At 40.6% G+C, this 19,587-nt stretch carries 33 protein-coding genes and 1 pseudogene; 1 reads left to right on the top strand and 33 read right to left on the bottom strand.

Annotated elements, in window-relative coordinates:
• Position 1: 1 nt before the first annotated feature.
• From LCU_RS02430 to LCU_RS02285, 33 genes and pseudogenes are all read right to left on the bottom strand, one after another.
• On the bottom strand, positions 2 to 466 hold the full coding sequence (locus tag LCU_RS02430) for a hypothetical protein (RefSeq protein ID WP_056966394.1): 465 nt from the start codon (positions 464 to 466) through the stop codon (positions 2 to 4).
• 139 nt (positions 467 to 605) lie between these two features.
• Entirely contained in the window at positions 606 to 1,058 is a 453-nt protein-coding gene (locus LCU_RS02425; RefSeq protein WP_056966396.1) for a phage tail tube protein, read from the bottom strand.
• 10 nt (positions 1,059 to 1,068) lie between these two features.
• Positions 1,069 to 1,461, bottom strand: coding sequence for a minor capsid protein (locus LCU_RS02420; protein WP_056966398.1), 393 nt, complete (start codon positions 1,459 to 1,461; stop codon positions 1,069 to 1,071).
• Positions 1,461 to 1,787 carry a minor capsid protein gene (locus tag LCU_RS02415; protein WP_054644598.1) on the bottom strand — a complete coding sequence of 109 codons (327 nt, stop codon included), beginning with the start codon at positions 1,785 to 1,787 and terminating at the stop codon, positions 1,461 to 1,463. Before LCU_RS02415 ends, LCU_RS02420 begins: the two co-directional genes overlap by 1 nt.
• Positions 1,788 to 1,795: 8 nt before the next feature.
• Positions 1,796 to 2,140: a putative minor capsid protein gene (locus tag LCU_RS02410; RefSeq protein ID WP_054644589.1), complete on the bottom strand. Its 345-nt coding sequence runs from the start codon at positions 2,138 to 2,140 to the stop codon at positions 1,796 to 1,798.
• Positions 2,133 to 2,537: a hypothetical protein gene (locus LCU_RS02405; protein WP_056966400.1), complete on the bottom strand. Its 405-nt coding sequence runs from the start codon at positions 2,535 to 2,537 to the stop codon at positions 2,133 to 2,135. The genes LCU_RS02410 and LCU_RS02405 overlap by 8 nt, the downstream gene beginning before the upstream one ends.
• A gap of 8 nt (positions 2,538 to 2,545) precedes the next feature.
• On the bottom strand, positions 2,546 to 2,767 hold the full coding sequence (locus LCU_RS02400; protein WP_054644591.1) for a hypothetical protein: 222 nt from the start codon (positions 2,765 to 2,767) through the stop codon (positions 2,546 to 2,548).
• A 67-nt stretch (positions 2,768 to 2,834) separates the two neighbouring features.
• Positions 2,835 to 3,701 (bottom strand): hypothetical protein, encoded by an 867-nt coding sequence (locus LCU_RS02395; RefSeq protein WP_056966403.1) that lies wholly within the window; start codon positions 3,699 to 3,701, stop codon positions 2,835 to 2,837.
• A gap of 1 nt (position 3,702) precedes the next feature.
• Positions 3,703 to 4,275 carry a phage scaffolding protein gene (locus LCU_RS02390; protein ID WP_056966405.1) on the bottom strand — a complete coding sequence of 191 codons (573 nt, stop codon included), beginning with the start codon at positions 4,273 to 4,275 and terminating at the stop codon, positions 3,703 to 3,705.
• 93 nt (positions 4,276 to 4,368) lie between these two features.
• Complete coding sequence (locus tag LCU_RS02385; RefSeq protein WP_054644593.1) at positions 4,369 to 5,493, bottom strand: phage minor capsid protein; 1,125 nt, start codon at positions 5,491 to 5,493, stop codon at positions 4,369 to 4,371.
• On the bottom strand, positions 5,493 to 6,965 hold the full coding sequence (locus LCU_RS02380) for a phage portal protein (protein ID WP_054644594.1): 1,473 nt from the start codon (positions 6,963 to 6,965) through the stop codon (positions 5,493 to 5,495). Before LCU_RS02380 ends, LCU_RS02385 begins: the two co-directional genes overlap by 1 nt.
• A gap of 59 nt (positions 6,966 to 7,024) precedes the next feature.
• Positions 7,025 to 8,335, bottom strand: coding sequence for a PBSX family phage terminase large subunit (locus LCU_RS02375; protein WP_056966408.1), 1,311 nt, complete (start codon positions 8,333 to 8,335; stop codon positions 7,025 to 7,027).
• The gene (locus LCU_RS02370; RefSeq protein WP_054644595.1) at positions 8,319 to 8,825 is read right to left on the bottom strand and encodes a phBC6A51 family helix-turn-helix protein; all 507 of its coding nucleotides are present in this window, start codon (positions 8,823 to 8,825) and stop codon (positions 8,319 to 8,321) included. Before LCU_RS02370 ends, LCU_RS02375 begins: the two co-directional genes overlap by 17 nt.
• 38 nt (positions 8,826 to 8,863) lie before the next feature.
• Positions 8,864 to 9,091, bottom strand: a complete 228-nt coding sequence (locus LCU_RS02365) for a hypothetical protein (RefSeq protein ID WP_054644596.1) — start codon at positions 9,089 to 9,091, stop codon at positions 8,864 to 8,866.
• Positions 9,072 to 9,242 carry a hypothetical protein gene (locus LCU_RS09890; RefSeq protein ID WP_164905614.1) on the bottom strand — a complete coding sequence of 57 codons (171 nt, stop codon included), beginning with the start codon at positions 9,240 to 9,242 and terminating at the stop codon, positions 9,072 to 9,074. The genes LCU_RS02365 and LCU_RS09890 overlap by 20 nt, the downstream gene beginning before the upstream one ends.
• Positions 9,243 to 9,251: 9 nt before the next feature.
• Positions 9,252 to 9,515, bottom strand: coding sequence for a DUF6275 family protein (locus tag LCU_RS02360; protein ID WP_054644737.1), 264 nt, complete (start codon positions 9,513 to 9,515; stop codon positions 9,252 to 9,254).
• A gap of 460 nt (positions 9,516 to 9,975) precedes the next feature.
• Positions 9,976 to 10,052: pseudogene (locus LCU_RS09885) on the bottom strand.
• 79 nt (positions 10,053 to 10,131) lie between these two features.
• Positions 10,132 to 10,563 carry an ArpU family phage packaging/lysis transcriptional regulator gene (locus LCU_RS02355; protein ID WP_056967183.1) on the bottom strand — a complete coding sequence of 144 codons (432 nt, stop codon included), beginning with the start codon at positions 10,561 to 10,563 and terminating at the stop codon, positions 10,132 to 10,134.
• A 77-nt stretch (positions 10,564 to 10,640) separates the two neighbouring features.
• A complete protein-coding gene (locus LCU_RS09880) occupies positions 10,641 to 10,793 on the bottom strand; it encodes a hypothetical protein (RefSeq protein ID WP_164905613.1) in 153 nt (50 codons plus the stop codon).
• A gap of 292 nt (positions 10,794 to 11,085) precedes the next feature.
• Positions 11,086 to 12,081: a DNA cytosine methyltransferase gene (locus tag LCU_RS02350; protein ID WP_056967173.1), complete on the bottom strand. Its 996-nt coding sequence runs from the start codon at positions 12,079 to 12,081 to the stop codon at positions 11,086 to 11,088.
• Between the two features lie 74 nt (positions 12,082 to 12,155).
• Positions 12,156 to 12,866 (bottom strand): hypothetical protein, encoded by a 711-nt coding sequence (locus tag LCU_RS02345; protein ID WP_054644661.1) that lies wholly within the window; start codon positions 12,864 to 12,866, stop codon positions 12,156 to 12,158.
• 11 nt (positions 12,867 to 12,877) lie between these two features.
• On the bottom strand, positions 12,878 to 13,318 hold the full coding sequence (ssb, locus tag LCU_RS02340) for a single-stranded DNA-binding protein (protein ID WP_056966940.1): 441 nt from the start codon (positions 13,316 to 13,318) through the stop codon (positions 12,878 to 12,880).
• Positions 13,319 to 13,329: 11 nt separating this feature from the next.
• A complete protein-coding gene (locus LCU_RS02335) occupies positions 13,330 to 13,542 on the bottom strand; it encodes a hypothetical protein (protein ID WP_054644662.1) in 213 nt (70 codons plus the stop codon).
• Positions 13,532 to 13,945, bottom strand: coding sequence for a RusA family crossover junction endodeoxyribonuclease (locus LCU_RS02330; RefSeq protein WP_056966938.1), 414 nt, complete (start codon positions 13,943 to 13,945; stop codon positions 13,532 to 13,534). Before LCU_RS02330 ends, LCU_RS02335 begins: the two co-directional genes overlap by 11 nt.
• 108 nt (positions 13,946 to 14,053) lie before the next feature.
• Entirely contained in the window at positions 14,054 to 14,890 is an 837-nt protein-coding gene (locus LCU_RS02325; protein WP_054644663.1) for an ATP-binding protein, read from the bottom strand.
• Complete coding sequence (locus LCU_RS02320) at positions 14,871 to 15,575, bottom strand: conserved phage C-terminal domain-containing protein (protein ID WP_056966936.1); 705 nt, start codon at positions 15,573 to 15,575, stop codon at positions 14,871 to 14,873. Before LCU_RS02320 ends, LCU_RS02325 begins: the two co-directional genes overlap by 20 nt.
• Positions 15,565 to 16,251 (bottom strand): putative HNHc nuclease, encoded by a 687-nt coding sequence (locus tag LCU_RS02315; RefSeq protein WP_054644666.1) that lies wholly within the window; start codon positions 16,249 to 16,251, stop codon positions 15,565 to 15,567. Before LCU_RS02315 ends, LCU_RS02320 begins: the two co-directional genes overlap by 11 nt.
• A 2-nt stretch (positions 16,252 to 16,253) precedes the next feature.
• Positions 16,254 to 16,886: an ERF family protein gene (locus tag LCU_RS02310; protein ID WP_056966934.1), complete on the bottom strand. Its 633-nt coding sequence runs from the start codon at positions 16,884 to 16,886 to the stop codon at positions 16,254 to 16,256.
• A gap of 2 nt (positions 16,887 to 16,888) precedes the next feature.
• Complete coding sequence (locus LCU_RS02305) at positions 16,889 to 17,161, bottom strand: hypothetical protein (protein WP_128486084.1); 273 nt, start codon at positions 17,159 to 17,161, stop codon at positions 16,889 to 16,891.
• 62 nt (positions 17,162 to 17,223) lie between these two features.
• Positions 17,224 to 17,415 (bottom strand): hypothetical protein, encoded by a 192-nt coding sequence (locus tag LCU_RS02300; protein ID WP_056966932.1) that lies wholly within the window; start codon positions 17,413 to 17,415, stop codon positions 17,224 to 17,226.
• Between the two features lie 95 nt (positions 17,416 to 17,510).
• Positions 17,511 to 17,792 (bottom strand): hypothetical protein, encoded by a 282-nt coding sequence (locus LCU_RS02295; RefSeq protein ID WP_056966931.1) that lies wholly within the window; start codon positions 17,790 to 17,792, stop codon positions 17,511 to 17,513.
• 2 nt (positions 17,793 to 17,794) lie between these two features.
• Positions 17,795 to 18,499, bottom strand: a complete 705-nt coding sequence (locus LCU_RS02290) for a Rha family transcriptional regulator (protein WP_128486083.1) — start codon at positions 18,497 to 18,499, stop codon at positions 17,795 to 17,797.
• A gap of 12 nt (positions 18,500 to 18,511) precedes the next feature.
• Positions 18,512 to 18,742, bottom strand: a complete 231-nt coding sequence (locus LCU_RS02285; protein WP_056967170.1) for a helix-turn-helix transcriptional regulator — start codon at positions 18,740 to 18,742, stop codon at positions 18,512 to 18,514.
• 165 nt (positions 18,743 to 18,907) lie between these two features.
• Between LCU_RS02285 and LCU_RS02280 the strand changes: the two genes are divergently transcribed.
• A complete protein-coding gene (locus LCU_RS02280) occupies positions 18,908 to 19,579 on the top strand; it encodes an XRE family transcriptional regulator (RefSeq protein ID WP_056967171.1) in 672 nt (223 codons plus the stop codon).
• Positions 19,580 to 19,587 lie beyond the last annotated feature (8 nt).

The following is a 19,587-nucleotide window of genomic DNA, read 5'->3' as shown; positions in this document are numbered from 1 at the left end:
CTTATTTTTGTTTCTTTTTGTTCTTGATAAGTAAATCGGCTCTGCGTTTATTAGCTTTTTTCTGATTTTCAGCAACTTTACTTTCTAATTCTTCGGTCAGTCCGTCCGTTAAATCAGTTAACAATGGGATTAGCTTCAACAAACCTAAACCAGCTTCTGATAACTTATCGTATGCCCCTTCGCCGAACAATTCATTGTAATTAGCTTTGACCAGCTCTGTAGCGCCCTTAACGACTTCTCGGAATCCTTCAACGTCTTCGTCGCCAATTGGCTTATTTAAAGCGGGATATTTAACCTTCAATTCTTCTGCCTTAGCCTTGATTAAATCTGTTTTGTCCATCAAATCGGCAATTGATTCCGCGTCAGTTGAAACAAATAAAGAAACAATCTTATTTGTGCCATCTAATTGTTTGACCGCCACTTCTAGCGGAATACCGTCTACTTCTTGTTGAAATTTCAATACCATAATTAAAAACCTCCGTTAATTTTGTCTAAAAAAATAAAGCCCCGGCGTAATGCCAGGGCTCTAAAATGATTAAGCCCCTATTGAGCTGTGACGTTACCGCCATCTTTGGTACCTGTGACTGCCACGGCTTCTGGGGCTGTTATTTTGACGCTGACGGTGTCACTTCAGGTGCTCGAATATAGTCTAAGTGCCCTGAAAATTCTTCGTAATCGGTAGCGTCACCCGAGCCGGCTTTAATTTCCATCGCCTTAGCAACGCCTTCTACTGTTTCTCCATCTGTTTCGATAATTTTGTGCCATAATTTACGCCCATCGTCAGTTTGAACCCGTTTCATTCCGGCAATTAATGCTTGCGCTTTGTCGTCGGGATCATACGTCCCTTCAAAGTTCCACTTTTCAGAACGTCCATTTAAGATTGTTTCAGTATTACCATCACCGTCGTAATAGCCAACATCATCCGTATCTTCGTCTGAATCATCTTCGATCGTGGGAATCCATTTGGCTAATGGTAAATAATCTTCTTCTGCCGGTTTTTTATCATCGCTTGTCCAAGGTGCGACAAAGTGCCGACGCTTTGCATTTTTTTGACGCATGTAATCACTCCTATTTTTTTAAAGTAGTTAAATCTGCTGTTATGTCTAACAGGTAAATAAAAAAGCCCTGTTCGTCTTGGTCAGACAAAAAAGGCTTGTTGCTTACTCTTAATTTTTGAAATTGGAAACTCGAATCTTTACTAATCAATTCTTCAACCTGTTCGAGGTGTGTCTGAATCTGCCATAGTGTGGCATTAGCTTTCTGCTGGTCTTTAGTTTTGATGCCAATCTCATAGTTCAACGATTGGTCTTTAACGCCGTCGTAATACTCGCGGATAACTTGTCCGCCTGGCAACGCATAGAGGACTAAGCTGTCCTTAGCCGTTAAATAACCAAGCGTTAACTTCATTGGTAAATCTGGCAGACTATTAATGTTATCTTTTAATCGCTCCATAAAGTCCATTACAGCTTAGCCCCCTTTTTAAACGCGTCTACCCATGAATTTAGGTACATGCCTTTAGCTTTTAAATCCCAACGCGGCCCAGTGCCAGGCGTTGTGTAGTTATGAATGCCAACACCGTAGTATTGACGGCCAGCATAAGGCATTTCCCAAACAACAAATTGACCGCCAGAATCAATATGAGCTGAATTTCGCAAATCACCTTCACGCTTTGGAACGAAAATATTCATGTCAGCCAAAGCTTGATTAGCCATCGCGAATTGTCCGCGTTTGAAATTGGCATCTGATAACTTCTTGGTAACGCCACTCAAATCAACCTTAACTTTAATATCGCCCATTAAATCACCTTCAGTTCGACGCTGTACGGCTTGTTAGTCTCGATTCCATGGTTAACAACGTAATCAGTAACCGAATACTCATGACCGTTGTAAACTACCTTAGAATGCAGCCAATCATCATCGGGCACAAAATAACTGCCGGTATATTGGGCAAATAAAAAGACCGTTGCATTAGCTACGATCTCACGATTGTTTCCTGTACCGGCATATTGTTTAGTTAAATCGACGCGCACGTTGTCAAGCGTAATCGGGTCTGGATAAGTGGTGTTTTGCCAATCATCTTCAATAGCCTTGGCAATTGTAATAGAATCAACCAGCCAACTCGCATCGATTAGTTCAGTCATAGTAGATGCCTCGGCTTAACAAGCCAGTGCCGCTTAGCTGATTAAGTGCTTCTAAACTAATAGCGCTTGTTTCTGCGTTGTTTGAACCACCACTCGAACTATTAGACCCGAACGACTTAGAAACGCTTGTAGACCCGATTGATTGTGATACAGAAGTCGGCTTGTTGGCCACATCATCAGCTGTTGAAACGCCTTGTTTGTCCATATAAAGAATCTGGAAAGCAATTGCGCGTTTGTAAGCCTTCTTTCTGAACTCCAAGTCGCTTTCCAAATCATGAAACTCATAGTAACGCCGCACTTTAATGTTTAATTGGATCTCTGCAAACGGGAGTAGCTCATTGAATTTGGTTTCATCAAGTTTGAACCCCATTTTCTTGAATTCGTCATAAGTCAGCATTAAAGCCACTACCCTTCTGCTGGTAATACGTTAAATACTGGAACGTCCACTTTATCCGATTCATTCGTTCCATCGCTAAATGAAGCTTTATAGTCACCAGCTGCAACTTTAGTCCCAGCTGCTAAGCCGGTAATAGTCGCAATGCCTTTGCCTTTTTCGCCGGTAACAATTAGTTTCCCGGTTTTGTCATAGATTTTAAGTGTCTGATTAGAGCGGTCTTCTGCTGCCATTTAATCCCCTACTTCCCTGTGATAGTTGCCCCATCTGCTGTTGGTGCTGCCGACAACGTTGGGGCTGTTATTTTGACGCCGCACCGACTACAGATTTGTAAATAGACTTCTTGGCATTATCGAATACGATTGCGTCATAGTAGTCCAAACCTTTGATTGTGTCGCGATAGCCTGAACGGTCTGTGTCGGCTCCGATTGTGTCGACCGTGCCATACTTAACGATTGGTGCAATAGACGTTAAAGGTGTGATGATGAAATTAATTGAATCTTCAATTGTTTCGCCAGTTAAGCGATCTTTGGCAACTTTAATGATTGGAACGCCTCCGTCCAATTGAGCAACTGTGCGATTAATGCCGTTCATCGACACTTGATTAGTTGTGAATGTTTTGGACACGCCTTCAGCATTCTTCAACAAGCGATAGAACGCAGCCGAAACAAACATCACATACCCACCGGGTACTTCGTTATCGGTCATATATTCTTCTGCAGCGTCATAAGCAGATAATACGTTAGCGGCCGTAATTGTTTCTTTAACTTCTTTTCCTGCATTATCGAATAATGCTTGGATAGCGACTTTATCGCGGTGTGGAACACTGATTAACCGACGGTGTTCGGTAACAATATTATTAATCGTTAAAGCCGCACTTTCTGATTGGTCTAAGCGATCAACATCATATCCGAACCAGTCTTCATGAGTTAATTTAACGGTTTCTTTGTCGATGTTAATTTGATTACGGGCGTTGTCCCCGTTGCGTTTATATTGTGTGGCTTCCATGAACCCTGACATTTTGTTAATTCGGACTTCGTTTGCTCCGACAAAATCAGCGGGTGTAATGCTCTTCGCCCCCTGCGTTAATACGTCCCAAACTTGTGAATCTGCTTTAAATTCTTCGTCGAGTGTTGCTAAATCCTTGCTATCTAATACTACTGTCATACTATTCAGCTCCCTTTGTTAAATTATTTTGAATTGTTTCAAGAATCGAATTACCACCTTGACCGCCACCGGGATTTGAATTTTGCCCCGTAACGATTGCTGGTTTTTTTGTTTCTGGTTCTGTTGGTTGAAATAAGAAATCCTTATCCGCTTGAACTGTCTTTAATTGTTCGTCTAAGCCTGTTACCTTACCGTCTGCTAACTTGATTGTGTCTTTGTCAATGAACGGTAATACAGCTTTGACGTCGCGAGCACCCGCGTCCTTTAAAGCTGATTCAATTGCATAATTCGTTTGAACTTCAACCAACTTAGTTTGGCTGTCAGATTCCAATTGAGCTTTATCGTCTTGCAACTGTTTAATTTGAGCTTGTAACTCGGCGTTATCTGCGTTGTCCTTGCTTAAATCTTCTAATTGCTTGGCTGATTGGCTAACTTGTTCGGTCAACGTTTCCTTTTCAGTGTTCAAAGTATTAATTTGAGCATTCAATCCGTTAACTGTTTGGCCATGCAAGGCCATAACCTTGTCAATTGCTGAATCTTCCAACCCTAGTGCTTTTAATTCCTCACGTTTCATGCGTAAAACTCCTTTACATTGATTTTTAACGTGCTACGAACACGAAAGTTTGCATAAAAATAGACCTTTTAACGACGTATCTAGGTCGGGTTGTTAATTGACTACTTTTTCTCTTGAATAATCACGATGCAGAAACTCATTATCGCCAACAAACTGACGTAAAGCCCCTTGTTGCTTTCTAATTAGCAATTTAAATCTCTCAGCGCCTTCTCGGTCGCCCAATTCGTTAGCAGTGTTCAACTTACGCTTACTATTGCGAATCGCGCGTTCAAGTTGGCGTTGTTTCTGTTGAACCTTACCATTCTCCTGTGCTTCAATCGGATCATATTGCTTTTGATGATTAGTATTTACACCCGGAATGAACGGATACTTCATGTGATGGCAATTGATACCGAAACAACCAGCTGGTTCTCCATATCCGTGGTCGTAGATTGACGGGTAACGCGAATCGTATTTAGGACTGCTAGTAGGGACATCATTAACCACTTTGCCTTGAATAGGCGCACAAGCTGCACGACTAGCCGCATGGCTGCTCATAACGAACGTGTGGACGTCATATTCGTGTGCCTGCTCCATTCTGGTCTCATTCATAACGCGATACTTTGTTGAATCTAAAACGGTACGCGTATAAGCCTCGATGCTCCAATGATGCCCACCTTTGTCAATCAAACCAGATTCCAACCCGCTGTCCACCAGCTTATACATAGCCTTATTAAGCGCCTGTTTAGCCGTTGTCGTTCCTGTGGTAACATTAGCCACCATATTCTCTAAGATGGACTGATAAGCCTTAGAAACAATTCCTTGACCTGTATTAGTCGTAATAAGCGTCTGATTGACATAGTTGTCTAAGTCTAGGAACGTCTGCTTTAGCATGTTACGTAGAATCATATCGACATTAGAGCTGACTGGCTTCTTATCAACGCCCAATCCATTACTTAACGTCTTAGAAGTCGCGTCTGCAATGTCATATCCTGAATCTTTAATCATCTTTTCAATGAGGGGCTTGCTAATCTTAGTCGCTTTAGACACTAACTTAGCGGTTTCCCCATTCAACGCACCTAATTGGTTCAGTCGGTCTAAATGCCAGCTATAAACATTGAAATTATCACCGTCTAAGCCTTTAGTGTTGAGCCACTTAATCAGCATCTTAATGATTTCATCTTCTAAAGCTAAATAAACACGTTGAATCTGACTAGAATAGATGTCTAGCTGTTTCATTATTCGTCACCATCTTCAAAACTAGGGACGTTTGTCACGGCTGGTTCGTTTGGCACTTCCGCATTAATTTCTTTAATCAAATCTTCCGCTTGGTCGTCGGTGTAACCAAACACCTTCTTGATTGCCAGTTTAGTTGACGCAAAACCAGCTGACTTAGCTTGCGTAAAGAAGTCTAGTTGTTGTTGCTTATCAGTAACAACGCCGTCATCGAAATCAACTGAAATGTCGCCCATCGTTGGAATGTCACCGTTATAAGCTTCATAAGCCTTAGCGAGTTCAAGAATGCTGATAATCAACTCTTTAATTGCACGATCAACCATGGTCAATTGACTACTACGAGTCTGTTGAGTCATGCTGTTTTCACTCACAACTTCGGTAGCTGTCTTTAAACCACCTTTAGCATCGAATGAGAACGTGCCAGCCGTTAAACCAACTTGCATTTCTAGCACTTGTAAGGCGTTGTTTAACGCTGCGATGTAAGCCTGTGACCGAATCTCGCTAGTTAAGTCAGTAATCTTGAAGCCGTCTTCTGAATCACCACGCATTTTAATGAACACGTTCTGGCTCGAATCAAACACTTGTTTAGGTTGCTTAATGCCGCGTTCATCAATGCCTAAGCTTGTTAAGTCTTCCGGAACAGCAACACGACGTTGACCCATCTTGATTTCCCAGTTGAATTGGTCGAAGGTGTCGTTAATCTGCTTCAAGGTAGATAATGCGTTGTCGCATACACCAATGCCTAAAGGACTGGTAATGTTGCGGTTGTTAAACCCTTGCGGTTTCAAATAGACAAATTGTGGGCGTGTAATATTTTCCAAAGTTGCTACAGGTTCAAGCCCTGAATATGGTTCGTAGCTTGTTAACGGGACTTGAATGCCAACAATTGACTTATCTTCCGAACGGTAAAGTTCGTTAGTAATTTGATAGTTGCCATTAACCCATTCGTGGAACTCTAACAGTGTGTAATAGATGACCTTGTCATTTTCGATTATCTGATTAACCGAAGCAATCGCGATTTCAGACACGTCGTTTGTATTATTCCGTAATGGATAAATAGTCGGCGCCTGGCACCATGACAATTTAATCTTGCCTTGACCAACATCGAAGTAAGGTCGGATAACTAATCCACCCAAGGCTAAATCAGACTCAAGATAGCGCTCAAAGTTCTTGTTGAAGTCGTTGTCGCTAAATGTTTGCTGAATAAACTCATTAGCATCTTTGAACTTTTCGTCATTGCCAACAATAATCCGACACTGTTCGTTATAAAGTAGCGAAGCCATACGCTTAGCAACAACTTTCATCATGTTAATCGACATGTAAGGGCGCGTCTTCAACTCGTGGTCGCTGTTGTGATACTTCACATCGTCGAACTTGCCTTCAAAATACTGCAATGATTTAGCAATCCTGTCATACTCTGACTGCTCGACGTTAATTTTCGGGTGGTCTACAATCTTCGTTAAACTATTTACCATACCTAGCTCTGCACCTGCCTTCCTGAATAGATTTTTGATTTTTTCGAACATTTACTCACCTACTTTTTGAGTCCTAAGAGCCGCTTGTTGTCAATGCAGAAATACTGGAACGCATCGCAAGTATGATCGTTTTCTTTAATAACTTTAGGGTCGCTAGTTGCGATTGTTTTTTCGTCCCATCGATACTGTTGGTGCTGTGTAATGAAAATTTCGTTTGTCTTTTTGCGCAAAATAAAAACCCGCCCTTGTGCTAGCAATTCTTGCGGGTAATCAATCATTGTTTCTTTACGCATGGCCTTGTTAACACCATGTAGGCGCGTCCCATAATCACTGTAATATTGATTTCTAAGACCGCCTTCTGCCGAATCAATAGTTCTTTTTACAATCGGCGCATTTGGGTATGCACTAGCTGAATCAGCAATAAAGTCATGAATGTCTCTAGCGAGTTCGCCCGGAGACTTCTTTTTAGTTTGTCCTGCTGGTGAGTAGTAATAAGTATCTAGCAAAATAACGTTGTTCTTCCCTGTTAATCCAATACACAGACAAGTTGTGGCGCTTGTTTGATGCCCGACGTCGATTGAATAAGCAAGTTGAGCAATGTAATCATTATCCGGAAGTTGGTTAATTTCAAAAAAAAGATCCATGTTATAGATTGAGTTACCTAATCCAATTACTTTGCCTTTGTACATCCATTGATAGTAATTGTAATCATTCTGCTTAACAGTTTCGATTTCATCTAAGTAATCCTCCGCTAGAATGTCTGGCAAGGTGACGTCTTGATACGTTGAATGGTCAACATACCACTTATCTTTTCCCATCTTTTGGCTTACCCACTCGTTTATCCAGTCATAAGGATTCTTAGGTGGGTTATAAGAATAGTAAGTAACAACGTGTTTGCCCGGTGGCAGCACCTTACGCGTAAACGAAGCTCTAACAGTGTCGACTTCTTCCCAACTGCTAAACTCAGCTAATTCTTCAAACCACAGCTGACAAATGTAGCCTTTAGCAATGATCATTGATTTAAGTTTTGCGGGGTCATCTAACCCGCTAAAATAAAACGATGTACCCGTAGGCTTATGTGTTATTCGATACGGTGATTTAGTAAAAGCGAACTGACTCTGTACACCTATCATATAAATAGCCCATTTGATTTGTTCGTAAACAGAAAGCTCAATTGTATTAGCGACTTTCCTTATAATTAATGCATTCGCATTTTCATCTTGTAAGAAGTCGAGCACTATTTGTAAGCTGATAACCGATGACTTGGTTGAACCACGACCGCCTTTTAACACTTTGTTAAGTGCTGATGAATAAAGAACATAATCAAAATGAGGACTAATCATCTGATCTAAGTTAACTCTTAGTTTCATCTGATTGCCCCCGTCTATCCGTTCTGATGATTTCTAAGGTAATACCGCTACTATCCGTATCCCCGACAGCTTTAGCCTCAGCTTCCTTAATATCAGCCTCAGCTTTGGTCTTACGTACATCGGCTTTAGCTTTTTCTATCTTTGCTTGTTCTAATTCTGGTGAGCTGTCAACAGAACCGAAGCCCGCCATGGATAATATGCTCTGGACTGCTTGGAGGCTAACCATTTCCGATTTAGCACCTATTGCTAATTTGTGAAGCCTTTTAATTGCGTCTGGCACATAACTATCAATTGCAACGCGTCTATATTCTATCTGCGCTTGCTTAAATTTGTTGTCCTTTTTCCAATTAGATAACGTTGTCCTAGATCGGTTTACAGTCTTAGCAATCTGTTCATCGCTCAACTTATCTTCAAACAGCAATATAATAGCTGTTTGCTTCGCTTTATCCAATTCATAAAAAGTCTCATTCTGTACACTTTTGTCAACCATCACATAATCACCACACTCCTATATTCAATTAAACCTAATCAGGCAATTCCGATGTTTGCTAATTCAGCTGTATTAACTATTAAACAAACATCATTTGTTAACCGAATCTGATAAAACTTACCCGGAAGGTTAGCAATCTGCTCAGTTACATCAGATATGTAGCTGATGGTATCGGGATTAAGTAGACATTCCCATTTTTCGCCCAATTCGACCGCATCATCTTTCTCATCACTGAACTCATAGGCTTTAATTTTTATCAGTTTCATCTTTGACACCTTTTTCTTGCACAAAAATACGCCGCTCATCTGAACGACGTTTCTCTTCCTTCTTTTGTTTAAGCCACTTCTCTAACCTAGCATCGGCTTTAGATTGCCAATCAGGTTCTTTCTTGTAGCTGCCTTGATTCATATAATACATGTTGACCTCCTAGATAATAAGAGCTTCATTGCTCTGCTTCTTGTAAGTGTCAACGTACAATTCTGTCTTATCTCCGTTAAACGTGATTTCGTAATACAATCCGTCATCAAGAGTTGTACTTAATAAAGCCTTGTTGTTTTGTAGCGCCTTTGCCAACCAAACTACATAAACATCGTTGATACCAATTTTATCTTCTCCGTTTTTGAGCACGTGCAGATTGGTTCTATTTACTACAGCTGTTTTGCAATAGCTAATAAACTTTTGGTTGTCCATCTAACTCACTCCTTAATTTATGCATTAAAAAAGCCATAACCAACTGGCTATGACTTAACTATTAATATCGCAGGTGTGGATTTGCACCACACAACTACCGACGACCCCGGCCGGCTCATTGCGTCTACCTATTCCGCCACTGCGATAGGTTGGGGTTTTATAATCAGCATGATCTAGAATACTGATAACCCATAAATAAAATCACCACATCAGGACGTACCTGCCGATTTAACGGTGTGGTGGGCTTGACATTTGTCAATATCCTAGCCACCGACTCGAACGGTGGATTACCAGTTGCGCCTAAAGGAGGATTTGCATGCTTTACCGTTAAGCTACTAGGATTACGCCGTTAAACAAAACAAAGGTGATCCAAATGTTAAGTTTTTGCGACGCTTTTAACTATCTCAACCGAGGTTAGACCAGATAGTCTTGGTTTAAACTTGCTAGCTTCTCGGACCAATATCCTAGCCGGGACTCGAACCCGAATCGTGACCGCAGGTGCACTTCCGCGCCGCTTTACCATTAAGCTACTAGGATACTCAATCATATAAGCATTACTCAACTATCGATAATACTACTATAACGCGTATTTAAAGTTATTTGGTTCACTAAAAGTTCACTTTTTGAAAACGTGTAAGTCTTCGAGCATGAACGAGTCGGCAAACTGTAAACAAGCGCGGTTCTTATAAAACTGATACCGTGTTTTTTCATAACCTAATGCTTCCATTTCCAGATAGTCAGGCGTCTTAGAGCTTGAAACGTAAACATCAATTAGTAACTTACGACTAACCACATCACAGCTCTTTAACGCCGTAACCACACTGTTAATTACTTGACCAGCATAAACGCGCTGTGTGATTGTTTCTTCTGCTTGATTGCCCACCGAACCACCCTTAGGCATGTCTGTGATAATAGGTGACTTGATACCGCTGATGTCCTTATGACTATATCTTTGCATTTGGGGCAGTGAGTGTTTTAAAAAGTGTTTAACCTTAGCTACGGTTTTCTTTTCGTCTACTTGTGGGAATAGCTCGTCCATCTTATACATCTGTTTACCCCTTTATGTTATAATTTAGTCAGTCAGTACATCAGCGAAGTCGTCTTGCCGGGCGACTTTTTTTGTGCCTAAAACATCTCTTCAATCTTAATTGTAAGCTGATGAATTCTTTCGTAAGCTGCTTCTATTTCTTTGTTTAAATCGCAGTTAGCTTGTTCTAACCATTCATTTCGTTTCTTTAGCCGCTTATTATCAGCTTTGAGTTGCTCATAGTTGTCCATTAACGTTCCTCCAAGTGGTCTAAAAGCATAGCAACAATCGCAAGTACGGTAACTGCGACTATTGCAGTTGCAGTCACAGCAATCATAGTCCCGCCTCCAACAATTCCGGATTTTCAAACTTATATCTAAAGCTATAATCTTTCACCTGAACTATTTCCATTTTAGCAACAGTTGCATTTTTTGCAACAATTCGATTAGTGGTTGTTTCCAAATTGGAAATAACCACTGGTTATTACGGATAATGTAACAACCACTTGCATTTGATTATTCGTTCATGTTTGACGATTATGCATTAATCTTCAAATGCTAATTCTCCTAACGACTGCCAATATGGTCTTTTTATTTTGGTTTCTAAATCATCTAAAATCACTTCAAATATTGCTTCCAACACGTTAACTACAATGCTATTGCCTGATTGCTTGTACATTGTGCCATTAGTACAGCCTTTGCGTGTTGGGTTGGCCTTTAACGCTGCGTTGTAATCCTCATCATCAAAACCCATCAATCGCCAGCATTCTTTTTCAGTTAGTAAACGATACTGGCCATTTCCGATACTAATGATTCCTGAATTTGGGCAACGGTTCTGTTTAGTAGTGATGGTCCAAGCGTATTGATCAATTGGTTTTAATCGTCCACCGAAACTTGAACCGTTAGAATCATCCCCAATCTTGTTCAACATACTAGGCGATGTGATTATATATTTATCATCCACGTTCGTTTCTAAAAAATTAGCAATGCTTGCCATCGGTTTATGTGCCAACTGGTCAAAATTAAATGGATCTCCGTCTAATTTCGAAATTGTAAATAATCGTTCGCGTTTTTGCGGAATCCCAAAGTCACGCGCATCTAAAACTTGAAAACTACTTGTGTAACCCAGTTCGTTCATTTTATTCAAATACTTCTCAAACGAGTGGACCATATCCTTATCACGAACACCCTTAACATTTTCCCAAACAACGAATTTCGGTTTCCATATACCTAGATTCTTAATGATCCGCAATGTCTCCCACATCAAACTTGATCGCGTTTTATCTTCGTCATTCCCGCCCAGGCGTTTACCGGCGCGAGAAAAGTCCTGGCACGGTGAACCGTGGATTAAGATGTCTGGCCGTAGGTTGTAATCAACCACACTCTGCGCTCGTTGCTCGTTGTCAAAAAGCGCATTGTAAGTCCGGACTGCTTTTTCATCGATTTCGACGTAGTCAATTGATTTAAAGTCGATTCCTAAATTAACCAGCGCTTTTCTTGGGGCACCAATCCCGCCGAACAATTCTAATATCTTAATCATTTAAATTAGTCCCTAACTTTCTCATTTAATAAACACCACGAATTACTACCGTTTCGCAATCGCAATACTTACATTCAGTCATCAGCCTTGCCCACCTTTTCTAACCGAATAACCTTATAGCCTTTAATCTCTCGCCCATTGTCAATGTCATACTTCAATTTGTATGTTGAAATATTAAGAAACTCCGCTGTTTTCTTCGCGCTTTCAAATTCGATGGACTCGCCATTTTTAATCAAGCGATGTGGAATGTCATAATAATGCGATCTTTGACGTGGGATTTTAAAACCGTATACCTTAGCAGCCTCTTGCACCGCGTCAACTGACCGTCCAACGGCTTTGGCAACATCTTGTTTTGACATACCTGACTTTAATAATTCGATCATCTTCTTGCGTCTCTCCACAACTGTGCTGGTTGATCTCTTTTTGAACAGAATGCCATATTCGGTTTGAACGTTGGAGAGCAACCCAGTGTTTATGCCTAACTCAGCCATCACATCGTTACGCTTATAACCTTGCTCAATTAACTGTCTAGTTTTGACCGCAATGCGTGCATGATAAGCCTTTGTAGTCTCATCAAGCTGACGTTGCCAATAATCAACTGCATAATACTTATTACGCAGCTCTTCGACCGATTCTGGTTTTAAAGCTTGTTCTAGCTTGCCCTTCAGGATGATCGTTGTTGGTTCATTCACATCGTTTTGCAAACGCCAATTATTCAACTCTGACTTATGTGGCGCTTCATGCAGAACTTCCTTCGATTTGACACCGACTATTACATAATTCATGCTGTCACCCCCTAGAATGGTAAGTCATCGTCTGCAATATCAATCGCTTGCCCGTTATTTGCGACTGAATCAGCAGGCTTGTTAGTTTTATTGCTTCCGGGTTGCGTCTGATTTACGTTCGAATTATCGGACGCTCTTTTTTCAAGCAAGCTAAAGTTATCCACGACCACCTCAGTCACATAAACACGTTGGCCTTGCTGGTTCTCATAGTTTCTCGTTTGTAGACGTCCGTCAATTCCGACTAGTGAACCCTTGTGAGTGAAGTTTGCGAAGTTTTCCGCTGACTTACGCCAGATAACACAGTTGATAAAGTCCGCTTCACGATCACCATTGGAATTTGTGAACTGACGGTTAACAGCTAAGCTAAACGAGCCAATTGCTGCACCTGACGACGTATATTTAAGCTCTGGGTCTTTTGTCAATCGTCCTATTAAAATTACTCTGTTAATCATTTCTATTCCCCCTAATATGGCAAGCAGTAGTCTGCTATAACTGCTCGTCTGTCTTCTTCTGGCATGTTTTCATATGCGTTACTCAACTCTTTATTGACACGATAATAAATAATGTCTAGAAGTGTCTTGTATCCTGTTGCAAAATCATTCCCTGCAAGTTCCACCGATTTTTCTAAGTTGGTATAGAACAACTGTTGTTCGTCTGTAAAATCTTTATGATCCATTAACTTCAACCTCCACTCTCGGTTTATCTGAATAATATTTGTGTGCTGCTACATCCGTTATCTGGTTATCATCGAGCCATACGAGCCCATTTAAGCCATCTAAAATGATTTTGATGTAATTGTCAGCGTCAGGCTTAACTGTTGGTCTAACCTCATTTGAGAACCTTCTAGCATATTCCTTCTTGCTAACTGATTTCTGAATTGACCGATAGACCTTAATGTCGACCTCAATCGGGCAAGCAAATGGTTCATAATCACTTGGCAGCTGCTGCATGGCTTGCTTTTTAATCATTTTTTTATAATCCCGACTCTTTTTGGGATCATACGCTTTGGCAAAGCCACCGCGGCTACTGAACCTAGGTCGCCCAGCTGCAACTGGCTCACCCATTATTACTAGTTTCATAGCCCTGCGCCTTTCTATAATTGGTATTGCATTGTGGGCACGGCTTAACCGTCGTCCCAAACCCTTGGTTCACATAGATAATTTTCTTGCCGTTACATAATTTGCACATTAGAAAATAACCATCCTTTTATCTGGAGTCGTTTTCGTAAACTTGATGACCCCATTCTGTTTAGCAATCCCCTTATACATCCGGCTCAATAGCTTGGGATTGTATATCTTTGCTAATTCCTCGCTTGTTAAATTCGTTGTAATGATCGTACGATTGCGTTTGTTCAAAATACCAAACAGGACTTGCTGAACCCACTCGCTTGCCTCCCTTGAACTGGATTGAAACGATGCTTCACTTCCTAAATCGTCAAGTACTAGCAAGTTAACACTGCCCAGTAGCTTAACCATTCTAGCTTCGGTAAATTCGCTTCCCTTGGAGTCAAACGAGGCTTTAATCAGTCGCATTAGTTCATTAACTGATACAAACAAGCATGAAGCATCGGGCTGTATCGTTTCATTGACGGCTTTTAGCATTGATACGGCTAAATGTGACTTACCGACACCTGGCACGCCTGTGATAATCGTATTAGCCTTATAATCGCGGTCTAGATACTTCCCGGCAATCTGTCTGGCTTTTAGCAAGTTTCTGGCCGCCTCGGTGTTTGGCTCAGTTTCATAATTATCAAAAGTTGCCTTCTTCAACTCGAAATCGTCAAAGATAGAATCACACTGCAATACGCCGTGAAAGGCTCTCTGATAATTACGCCACGTCCCTTCAAGCACAACGTTGTTATTACGCTCGTCAATGCTTTTCTTGGCACACTTGGGGCAGAAAGGTTCATGCCCTTCTAATTGCACCAAACGGCAATCTGTGTGGATTCTACAGTATGCTGGCAATGCCTTTACTTTCCGCAGCAGGTTAAAGCTGGCGCCAATACTAGAATTCAATTCCACCATATGAGCCCCCTTTCTGTTTAATCGCATTAGTTTGGTTTAGATATTGATCGAACTTGTTGCCAAACAGCGTGCTAGGTTGAAGAAATTTCCCATCGAAATATGATTTAGAATCGTTGGCATCAATCACTTTATTGTCAATAACCTTCTTGAAGTCATCCAGTTGGTAGCCTTCATGCCATCTTGCTTTTATTAACTTTTTGTTGGATTCAACGTTTCTAAAAGTTCTACCCGTTTTTTCATTTAGATAGTCAATGATTTTTTTATAAGGGATAGGGTCGGGTTTGCCCGACAATGGTTTTATATTATTTGTATTATTAACTGTAGTATTAAAAGATGTATTATTATCTGTAACGTTTTTAGGGCTAGGGGTAGCCAAGTTTTCTGGGCTAGGGTAGCCCGAAATTCTGATATACCTAGTATCGATTTCTTGGCTACCCTCCTTGTAAACAACTTCTCTACTTATATAGCCGCAAACTTCAAGTGACTTGAGCCATGATTGGACAGTATTTCTGCTAACTTTATAGAGTTTCATAAAGTAATTGTTGCTTGCCCAGCAGTAACCTTTCTGGTTGCTAAGCGCCGTAATTTCACCGTAAAGCAACTTAGCGCCTTGAATCAGTCGCTTATCATATCGCACGTTTGCTGGAATTATCGCGTAGTAATTTGGCTCTTCCTTATGATCCATTTGAGTCCTCCTTATCTTCGTAGTCGCCTCTGACTTTTAATATTCTCAATGTTTCTAAGTCTGGTTTAACCGGTTTGATGTGATAATAATTAATAAATGAGTTAATCCCTTTGTTATGCTGCTCAGTATGATGATTAACGCAAAGCGGCATAACGAATCGTTTAGTATGGTCAACCTTGTTCCGATTAACACCCATACCGACCGCATTAACATGCGCAAACTGTGCTCGTTTACCGCAGATGACACACTTACGATGTTTCAAACATTGCAGTGTTAAATGGTAATCGGTCGGGATCATGTCCCATGTCTTAGTTCTGAAAGGTATATCCTCTTCAAAACAGAAATCTAAAATAAACGTTAAGTAGCTCGTTGCCAGTGACATGCTGCAGTTGCTTAAGCTGAACCACTCAATGCCTTTATGCTGGATAAACTGATATTTAAACCATGCTTCCATTGCATCATCTGGATAGCCTAAGTAGTCACAGACGTCATGAATCAGCGCGTATGTCTTCTTACGTTGGTCAGGACTAATACGTCTACCGTCTTCAATTTCAACGCTGACGGACACCTGACGACCATTGGCGTACTTGCTAATCTTATAGATGTCTAGCTCATCATCTGTTTCAATTTCTAATTTGTGTTTTGAATACTTACCAAGTTTGCCGTAAACCGTCATAACTAATCAATCTGACCATTTTGCATCTTGAAGTAGCGAACGGCACCAGCAAGTGTTAAGGACTCCATGTATGTTAAATTTGATACTTTTTTATCTTTCGACTTCAAAACTAACCGCAACTGGTCAACGTTTTTTTTATCCATTTGAGCCAATTCAGCAGTCAACCAGTTATTAGTTTTGGTGCGAATTTCATCTTGCTTATCCTTGTACGCGTCTAGCAGTGAAGCGCCCTGACCGTCGTCATCGTCATCGGCTACAATCCCAAAGGCTAAGCAAAGGCTTGTACGTTTAGCATATGTTTCGTTAGCGCCTTGTTTTTGCATGTTTGGATCGTCAGGAAACGAGTCACCGTACAATATTTTTTCTTCACCGCTTGAATGTCGGATAACCGTGTAAATCTTGTGTGATACTTTACCATTAGCGTTCGAGTCATCAACAACGCCTTGCGAGAAGCTGATGCCCGAATCTGATTCTTTAATCGCCTTGCGGATTGCAGCGTCAATGGCGCTTAAATCTGCATACTTGCCGTAGTGGGCCTCTTTATTTTTTGTTGGTTGAATTAGCGCTTGTTGTGTCGCGTAAAGGGCCTTGTTAAGTTCTGGTGTTGGCGTTGTTTCTAAATTTTGAGTTATCATTTTTAAACCTCCGTTGGATTGAATAGATCTAAAATATCTTGTGCAGTGTAATCGCAAGCAGCCATTAACAGGTCTTGAAGTTCATAGCCTCTTAGTAAGTCCTTTAACGCTGATTGAGCGCCTTGTTCAGTGTCCTTATACTGGATACGCTGATAACCACCAGTCGCCAATTTTATAAAGAAATATTTGTTGGCTGGTTCTTCATTGGAAGGTTCATCTGGTTCGGGCGCGTGCCATTCAGCTTGTTTTAAACGTTCAGTATTTTTGCTCATCATTAATACCTCATTTCATTTTTTAATTTGTCGTGGTACAATGAGGTTAATTTAGTTCGTCAAAACTATTTAACCTGGTCGTCAGTGTCTTCAGCACTGTCGGCTTTTTTTGTGCCAAAAAATTCATCGCTCTTGGTAAACATGTAAGTTACCATTGAGGTAATAATCATGAGCGTTACAATCAATTGCAGTGGCTTTGGGATATATAGCCCAGCCATTAAGCTAATCGCAACTGCCATGTACATATGTTTATTCATGATCTCTCTCCTTTTGTTGTTGGATATATAACTTGTGCTTGTAGCCTTCATACCATCGGTCAGCTAGTTGTTTGTATGCGTCCCAGTTCATCATTTCAACCTTCCCACTCATCAATAATCTGGTAAATAACTTGTTTAACTTCATCGGGTTTGTAAAAAATGGTTCGCCCATCCGTACGTCTATGTTGGATTAGCTTGATCCGCAAATCAGTTGCGATGTTTTTCTCAAAAAATGAATCAGACATACACAATTGCTTTTTTAAAGTCGATGTATCAACCAGAATATATTGAGCGGATATCTTTTCGAAAAGAACGTCCATTCTTTTCTTGGCTTCCGCCGTTATTACTCTTTCCGTCATCTCCTCCACAGTTTCCATGGTTATCCCTCCAATTCAAGCGCCATTTGACGTACTAACGTTTTCGTTGCCGTTGATGGTTCCCAATCGTTAATAAATTCGACAACTGCCTTATAGTGTCGTTCACGAAGTTGTGAACGTGATCCGACCCCAGCAATCCGTTTAACCCCTTGGTTGATGTCTTTAAACAGTTCACCACGTTGCTTCTGCGTAAGTTCGCCGTAGCCTCTGCCAACTTCACGAACCCGTTGACTAATGCGACGAGAAATATAGTTGTAGTCACCTGGAGCAACTGGCGTGTTTAATTCTAAATCCGTTAGGCGAGTGCCCAACTCTTCTACTTTCTGGTTTGACTCATCGACGTTTTGCATTACGAGTTTGAGAATTCCTTGTGGCGTCGTTGGTAACTCCAATTGAGTTTTGATGCTGTTTTCCATCTGATTGAATGCTTCGATGTATTTCAATTTAAAGCTCAGAGCCTTCTTTCCAGTAAAGCCCATCGCCAATAATGTGAAGCCATCTCTGTTCATATAGATAACTCTGTATTGTTGTTTATTTTGGGGATGTGTATAAACATCTTCGTAGAATAGGTCTGTCCAATTTTGGACACCCTCTTTTAAGTTGTCGATATCTCGTAGCACATGTTGATGATTCTTATCAAACACCTCTGCTACTTGTAAACTACTCGTTACCGCTTGTTGGTTTTTCATGATTACTAAGTTATTCATTTTGCTTCCTCCTTATTTAATTTTATCGCTTAAAGCGATTGAATTACCAAAAAAAATTCGATCCATAGGATACTTATAAAGTTCTGAAAAAATATACATAAACTTAACCGGCATTGACCCGCTATCTTTTTCCCAACGACCAATAGTTTGTCTATCAACGCCAAGCTTTTCAGCAACAGCCTGTTGTGTCATTCCGATTCTTACTCGCAATGATTTTAAAGTCATCATTTGTTCAATAGGCATTTATTTACCTCCTTTCAATCAATAAACATAGTATATATCGTTTAAAGCGATAATGCAACTAATATATCGCTTAAAGTTTAACGAAAGTTGCATAATGTATTTACAAAATTGCTTAAAGTGATATAATCAATTCATCGACATATATAGGAAGCGAGAACAAATACCATGACTGATGATTTGAAATTAACGTTTGGTAAAAATATGAAAAAATACCGCTCATTAAACAACGAAACCTCAAAAGAGCTTGCTGAAATCATTGGAGTTTCTCAATCTACTATCAGCGATTGGGAAAACGGCAAGAAGATGCCACGTGCTGGTGCTATTGAATCATTAGCAAGTCACTGGAGAATTAACAAATCCCAACTTTTACTTAGTCAAGAAGCTCAAATAGAAGCAACTTTTAACAAGATATCTAACTATAACTTTTTCGACGCTGGTTTATCGGCTGGCGTGCTCAATGACGTTGATCCATTCACAGCTAATGAAGTTGAAACGATTGGCCTTTCAGACGTCATTATGGGTAAATATGCTGGCGATAAAGATATATTCATCACTTACATCAATGGTGAATCAATGAATAGAATCATTCCAGACGGTTCATTGATCGCAATTAAAAAATACAGCGATTTTACAGAACTGTGTGACGGCGATATCGTCGTTTTTCAAGAAGGCGCAGGAATGGCTGTTAAACGGTTCTACAATGATCCTAGAAATAAGATTGTCACATTCACGCCCGACAGCACAAGCGGCGAGTTCCGCCCTATTAATTACTTATACGACTCAATGAGCGACGTTAGAATTATTGGGAAAGTAGTCGTTTATACGGTTACCGTCTAGCCTAGTGG

This window comes from Latilactobacillus curvatus JCM 1096 = DSM 20019 (assembly GCF_004101845.1).
GTDB lineage: Bacteria > Bacillota > Bacilli > Lactobacillales > Lactobacillaceae > Latilactobacillus > Latilactobacillus curvatus.
Note: the sequence above shows the minus strand (reverse complement) of the source record. Positions and strands in the feature narration are given on the sequence as shown.

What these genes read in the sequence shown, in the direction of transcription:
- LCU_RS02430 (WP_056966394.1), bottom strand. Translation starts at nt 466, where the DNA reads ATGGTATTGAAATTTCAACAAGAAGTAGACGGTATTCCGCTAGAAGTG.
- LCU_RS02425 (WP_056966396.1), bottom strand. Translation starts at nt 1,058, where the DNA reads ATGCGTCAAAAAAATGCAAAGCGTCGGCACTTTGTCGCACCTTGGACA.
- LCU_RS02420 (WP_056966398.1), bottom strand. Translation starts at nt 1,461, where the DNA reads ATGGACTTTATGGAGCGATTAAAAGATAACATTAATAGTCTGCCAGAT.
- LCU_RS02410 (WP_054644589.1), bottom strand. Translation starts at nt 2,140, where the DNA reads ATGACTGAACTAATCGATGCGAGTTGGCTGGTTGATTCTATTACAATT.
- LCU_RS02405 (WP_056966400.1), bottom strand. Translation starts at nt 2,537, where the DNA reads ATGCTGACTTATGACGAATTCAAGAAAATGGGGTTCAAACTTGATGAA.
- LCU_RS02400 (WP_054644591.1), bottom strand. Translation starts at nt 2,767, where the DNA reads ATGGCAGCAGAAGACCGCTCTAATCAGACACTTAAAATCTATGACAAA.
- LCU_RS02395 (WP_056966403.1), bottom strand. Translation starts at nt 3,701, where the DNA reads ATGACAGTAGTATTAGATAGCAAGGATTTAGCAACACTCGACGAAGAA.
- LCU_RS02390 (WP_056966405.1), bottom strand. Translation starts at nt 4,275, where the DNA reads ATGAAACGTGAGGAATTAAAAGCACTAGGGTTGGAAGATTCAGCAATT.
- LCU_RS02385 (WP_054644593.1), bottom strand. Translation starts at nt 5,493, where the DNA reads ATGAAACAGCTAGACATCTATTCTAGTCAGATTCAACGTGTTTATTTA.
- LCU_RS02380 (WP_054644594.1), bottom strand. Translation starts at nt 6,965, where the DNA reads ATGGTAAATAGTTTAACGAAGATTGTAGACCACCCGAAAATTAACGTC.
- LCU_RS02375 (WP_056966408.1), bottom strand. Translation starts at nt 8,335, where the DNA reads ATGAAACTAAGAGTTAACTTAGATCAGATGATTAGTCCTCATTTTGAT.
- LCU_RS02370 (WP_054644595.1), bottom strand. Translation starts at nt 8,825, where the DNA reads ATGGTTGACAAAAGTGTACAGAATGAGACTTTTTATGAATTGGATAAA.
- LCU_RS02365 (WP_054644596.1), bottom strand. Translation starts at nt 9,091, where the DNA reads ATGAAACTGATAAAAATTAAAGCCTATGAGTTCAGTGATGAGAAAGAT.
- LCU_RS09890 (WP_164905614.1), bottom strand. Translation starts at nt 9,242, where the DNA reads ATGTATTATATGAATCAAGGCAGCTACAAGAAAGAACCTGATTGGCAA.
- LCU_RS02360 (WP_054644737.1), bottom strand. Translation starts at nt 9,515, where the DNA reads ATGGACAACCAAAAGTTTATTAGCTATTGCAAAACAGCTGTAGTAAAT.
- LCU_RS02355 (WP_056967183.1), bottom strand. Translation starts at nt 10,563, where the DNA reads ATGTATAAGATGGACGAGCTATTCCCACAAGTAGACGAAAAGAAAACC.
- LCU_RS09880 (WP_164905613.1), bottom strand. Translation starts at nt 10,793, where the DNA reads ATGGACAACTATGAGCAACTCAAAGCTGATAATAAGCGGCTAAAGAAA.
- LCU_RS02350 (WP_056967173.1), bottom strand. Translation starts at nt 12,081, where the DNA reads ATGATTAAGATATTAGAATTGTTCGGCGGGATTGGTGCCCCAAGAAAA.
- LCU_RS02345 (WP_054644661.1), bottom strand. Translation starts at nt 12,866, where the DNA reads ATGAATTATGTAATAGTCGGTGTCAAATCGAAGGAAGTTCTGCATGAA.
- ssb (WP_056966940.1), bottom strand. Translation starts at nt 13,318, where the DNA reads ATGATTAACAGAGTAATTTTAATAGGACGATTGACAAAAGACCCAGAG.
- LCU_RS02335 (WP_054644662.1), bottom strand. Translation starts at nt 13,542, where the DNA reads ATGGATCATAAAGATTTTACAGACGAACAACAGTTGTTCTATACCAAC.
- LCU_RS02330 (WP_056966938.1), bottom strand. Translation starts at nt 13,945, where the DNA reads ATGAAACTAGTAATAATGGGTGAGCCAGTTGCAGCTGGGCGACCTAGG.
- LCU_RS02325 (WP_054644663.1), bottom strand. Translation starts at nt 14,890, where the DNA reads ATGGTGGAATTGAATTCTAGTATTGGCGCCAGCTTTAACCTGCTGCGG.
- LCU_RS02320 (WP_056966936.1), bottom strand. Translation starts at nt 15,575, where the DNA reads ATGGATCATAAGGAAGAGCCAAATTACTACGCGATAATTCCAGCAAAC.
- LCU_RS02315 (WP_054644666.1), bottom strand. Translation starts at nt 16,251, where the DNA reads ATGACGGTTTACGGCAAACTTGGTAAGTATTCAAAACACAAATTAGAA.
- LCU_RS02310 (WP_056966934.1), bottom strand. Translation starts at nt 16,886, where the DNA reads ATGATAACTCAAAATTTAGAAACAACGCCAACACCAGAACTTAACAAG.
- LCU_RS02305 (WP_128486084.1), bottom strand. Translation starts at nt 17,161, where the DNA reads ATGATGAGCAAAAATACTGAACGTTTAAAACAAGCTGAATGGCACGCG.
- LCU_RS02300 (WP_056966932.1), bottom strand. Translation starts at nt 17,415, where the DNA reads ATGAATAAACATATGTACATGGCAGTTGCGATTAGCTTAATGGCTGGG.
- LCU_RS02295 (WP_056966931.1), bottom strand. Translation starts at nt 17,792, where the DNA reads ATGGAAACTGTGGAGGAGATGACGGAAAGAGTAATAACGGCGGAAGCC.
- LCU_RS02290 (WP_128486083.1), bottom strand. Translation starts at nt 18,499, where the DNA reads ATGAATAACTTAGTAATCATGAAAAACCAACAAGCGGTAACGAGTAGT.
- LCU_RS02285 (WP_056967170.1), bottom strand. Translation starts at nt 18,742, where the DNA reads ATGCCTATTGAACAAATGATGACTTTAAAATCATTGCGAGTAAGAATC.
- LCU_RS02280 (WP_056967171.1), top strand. Translation starts at nt 18,908, where the DNA reads ATGACTGATGATTTGAAATTAACGTTTGGTAAAAATATGAAAAAATAC.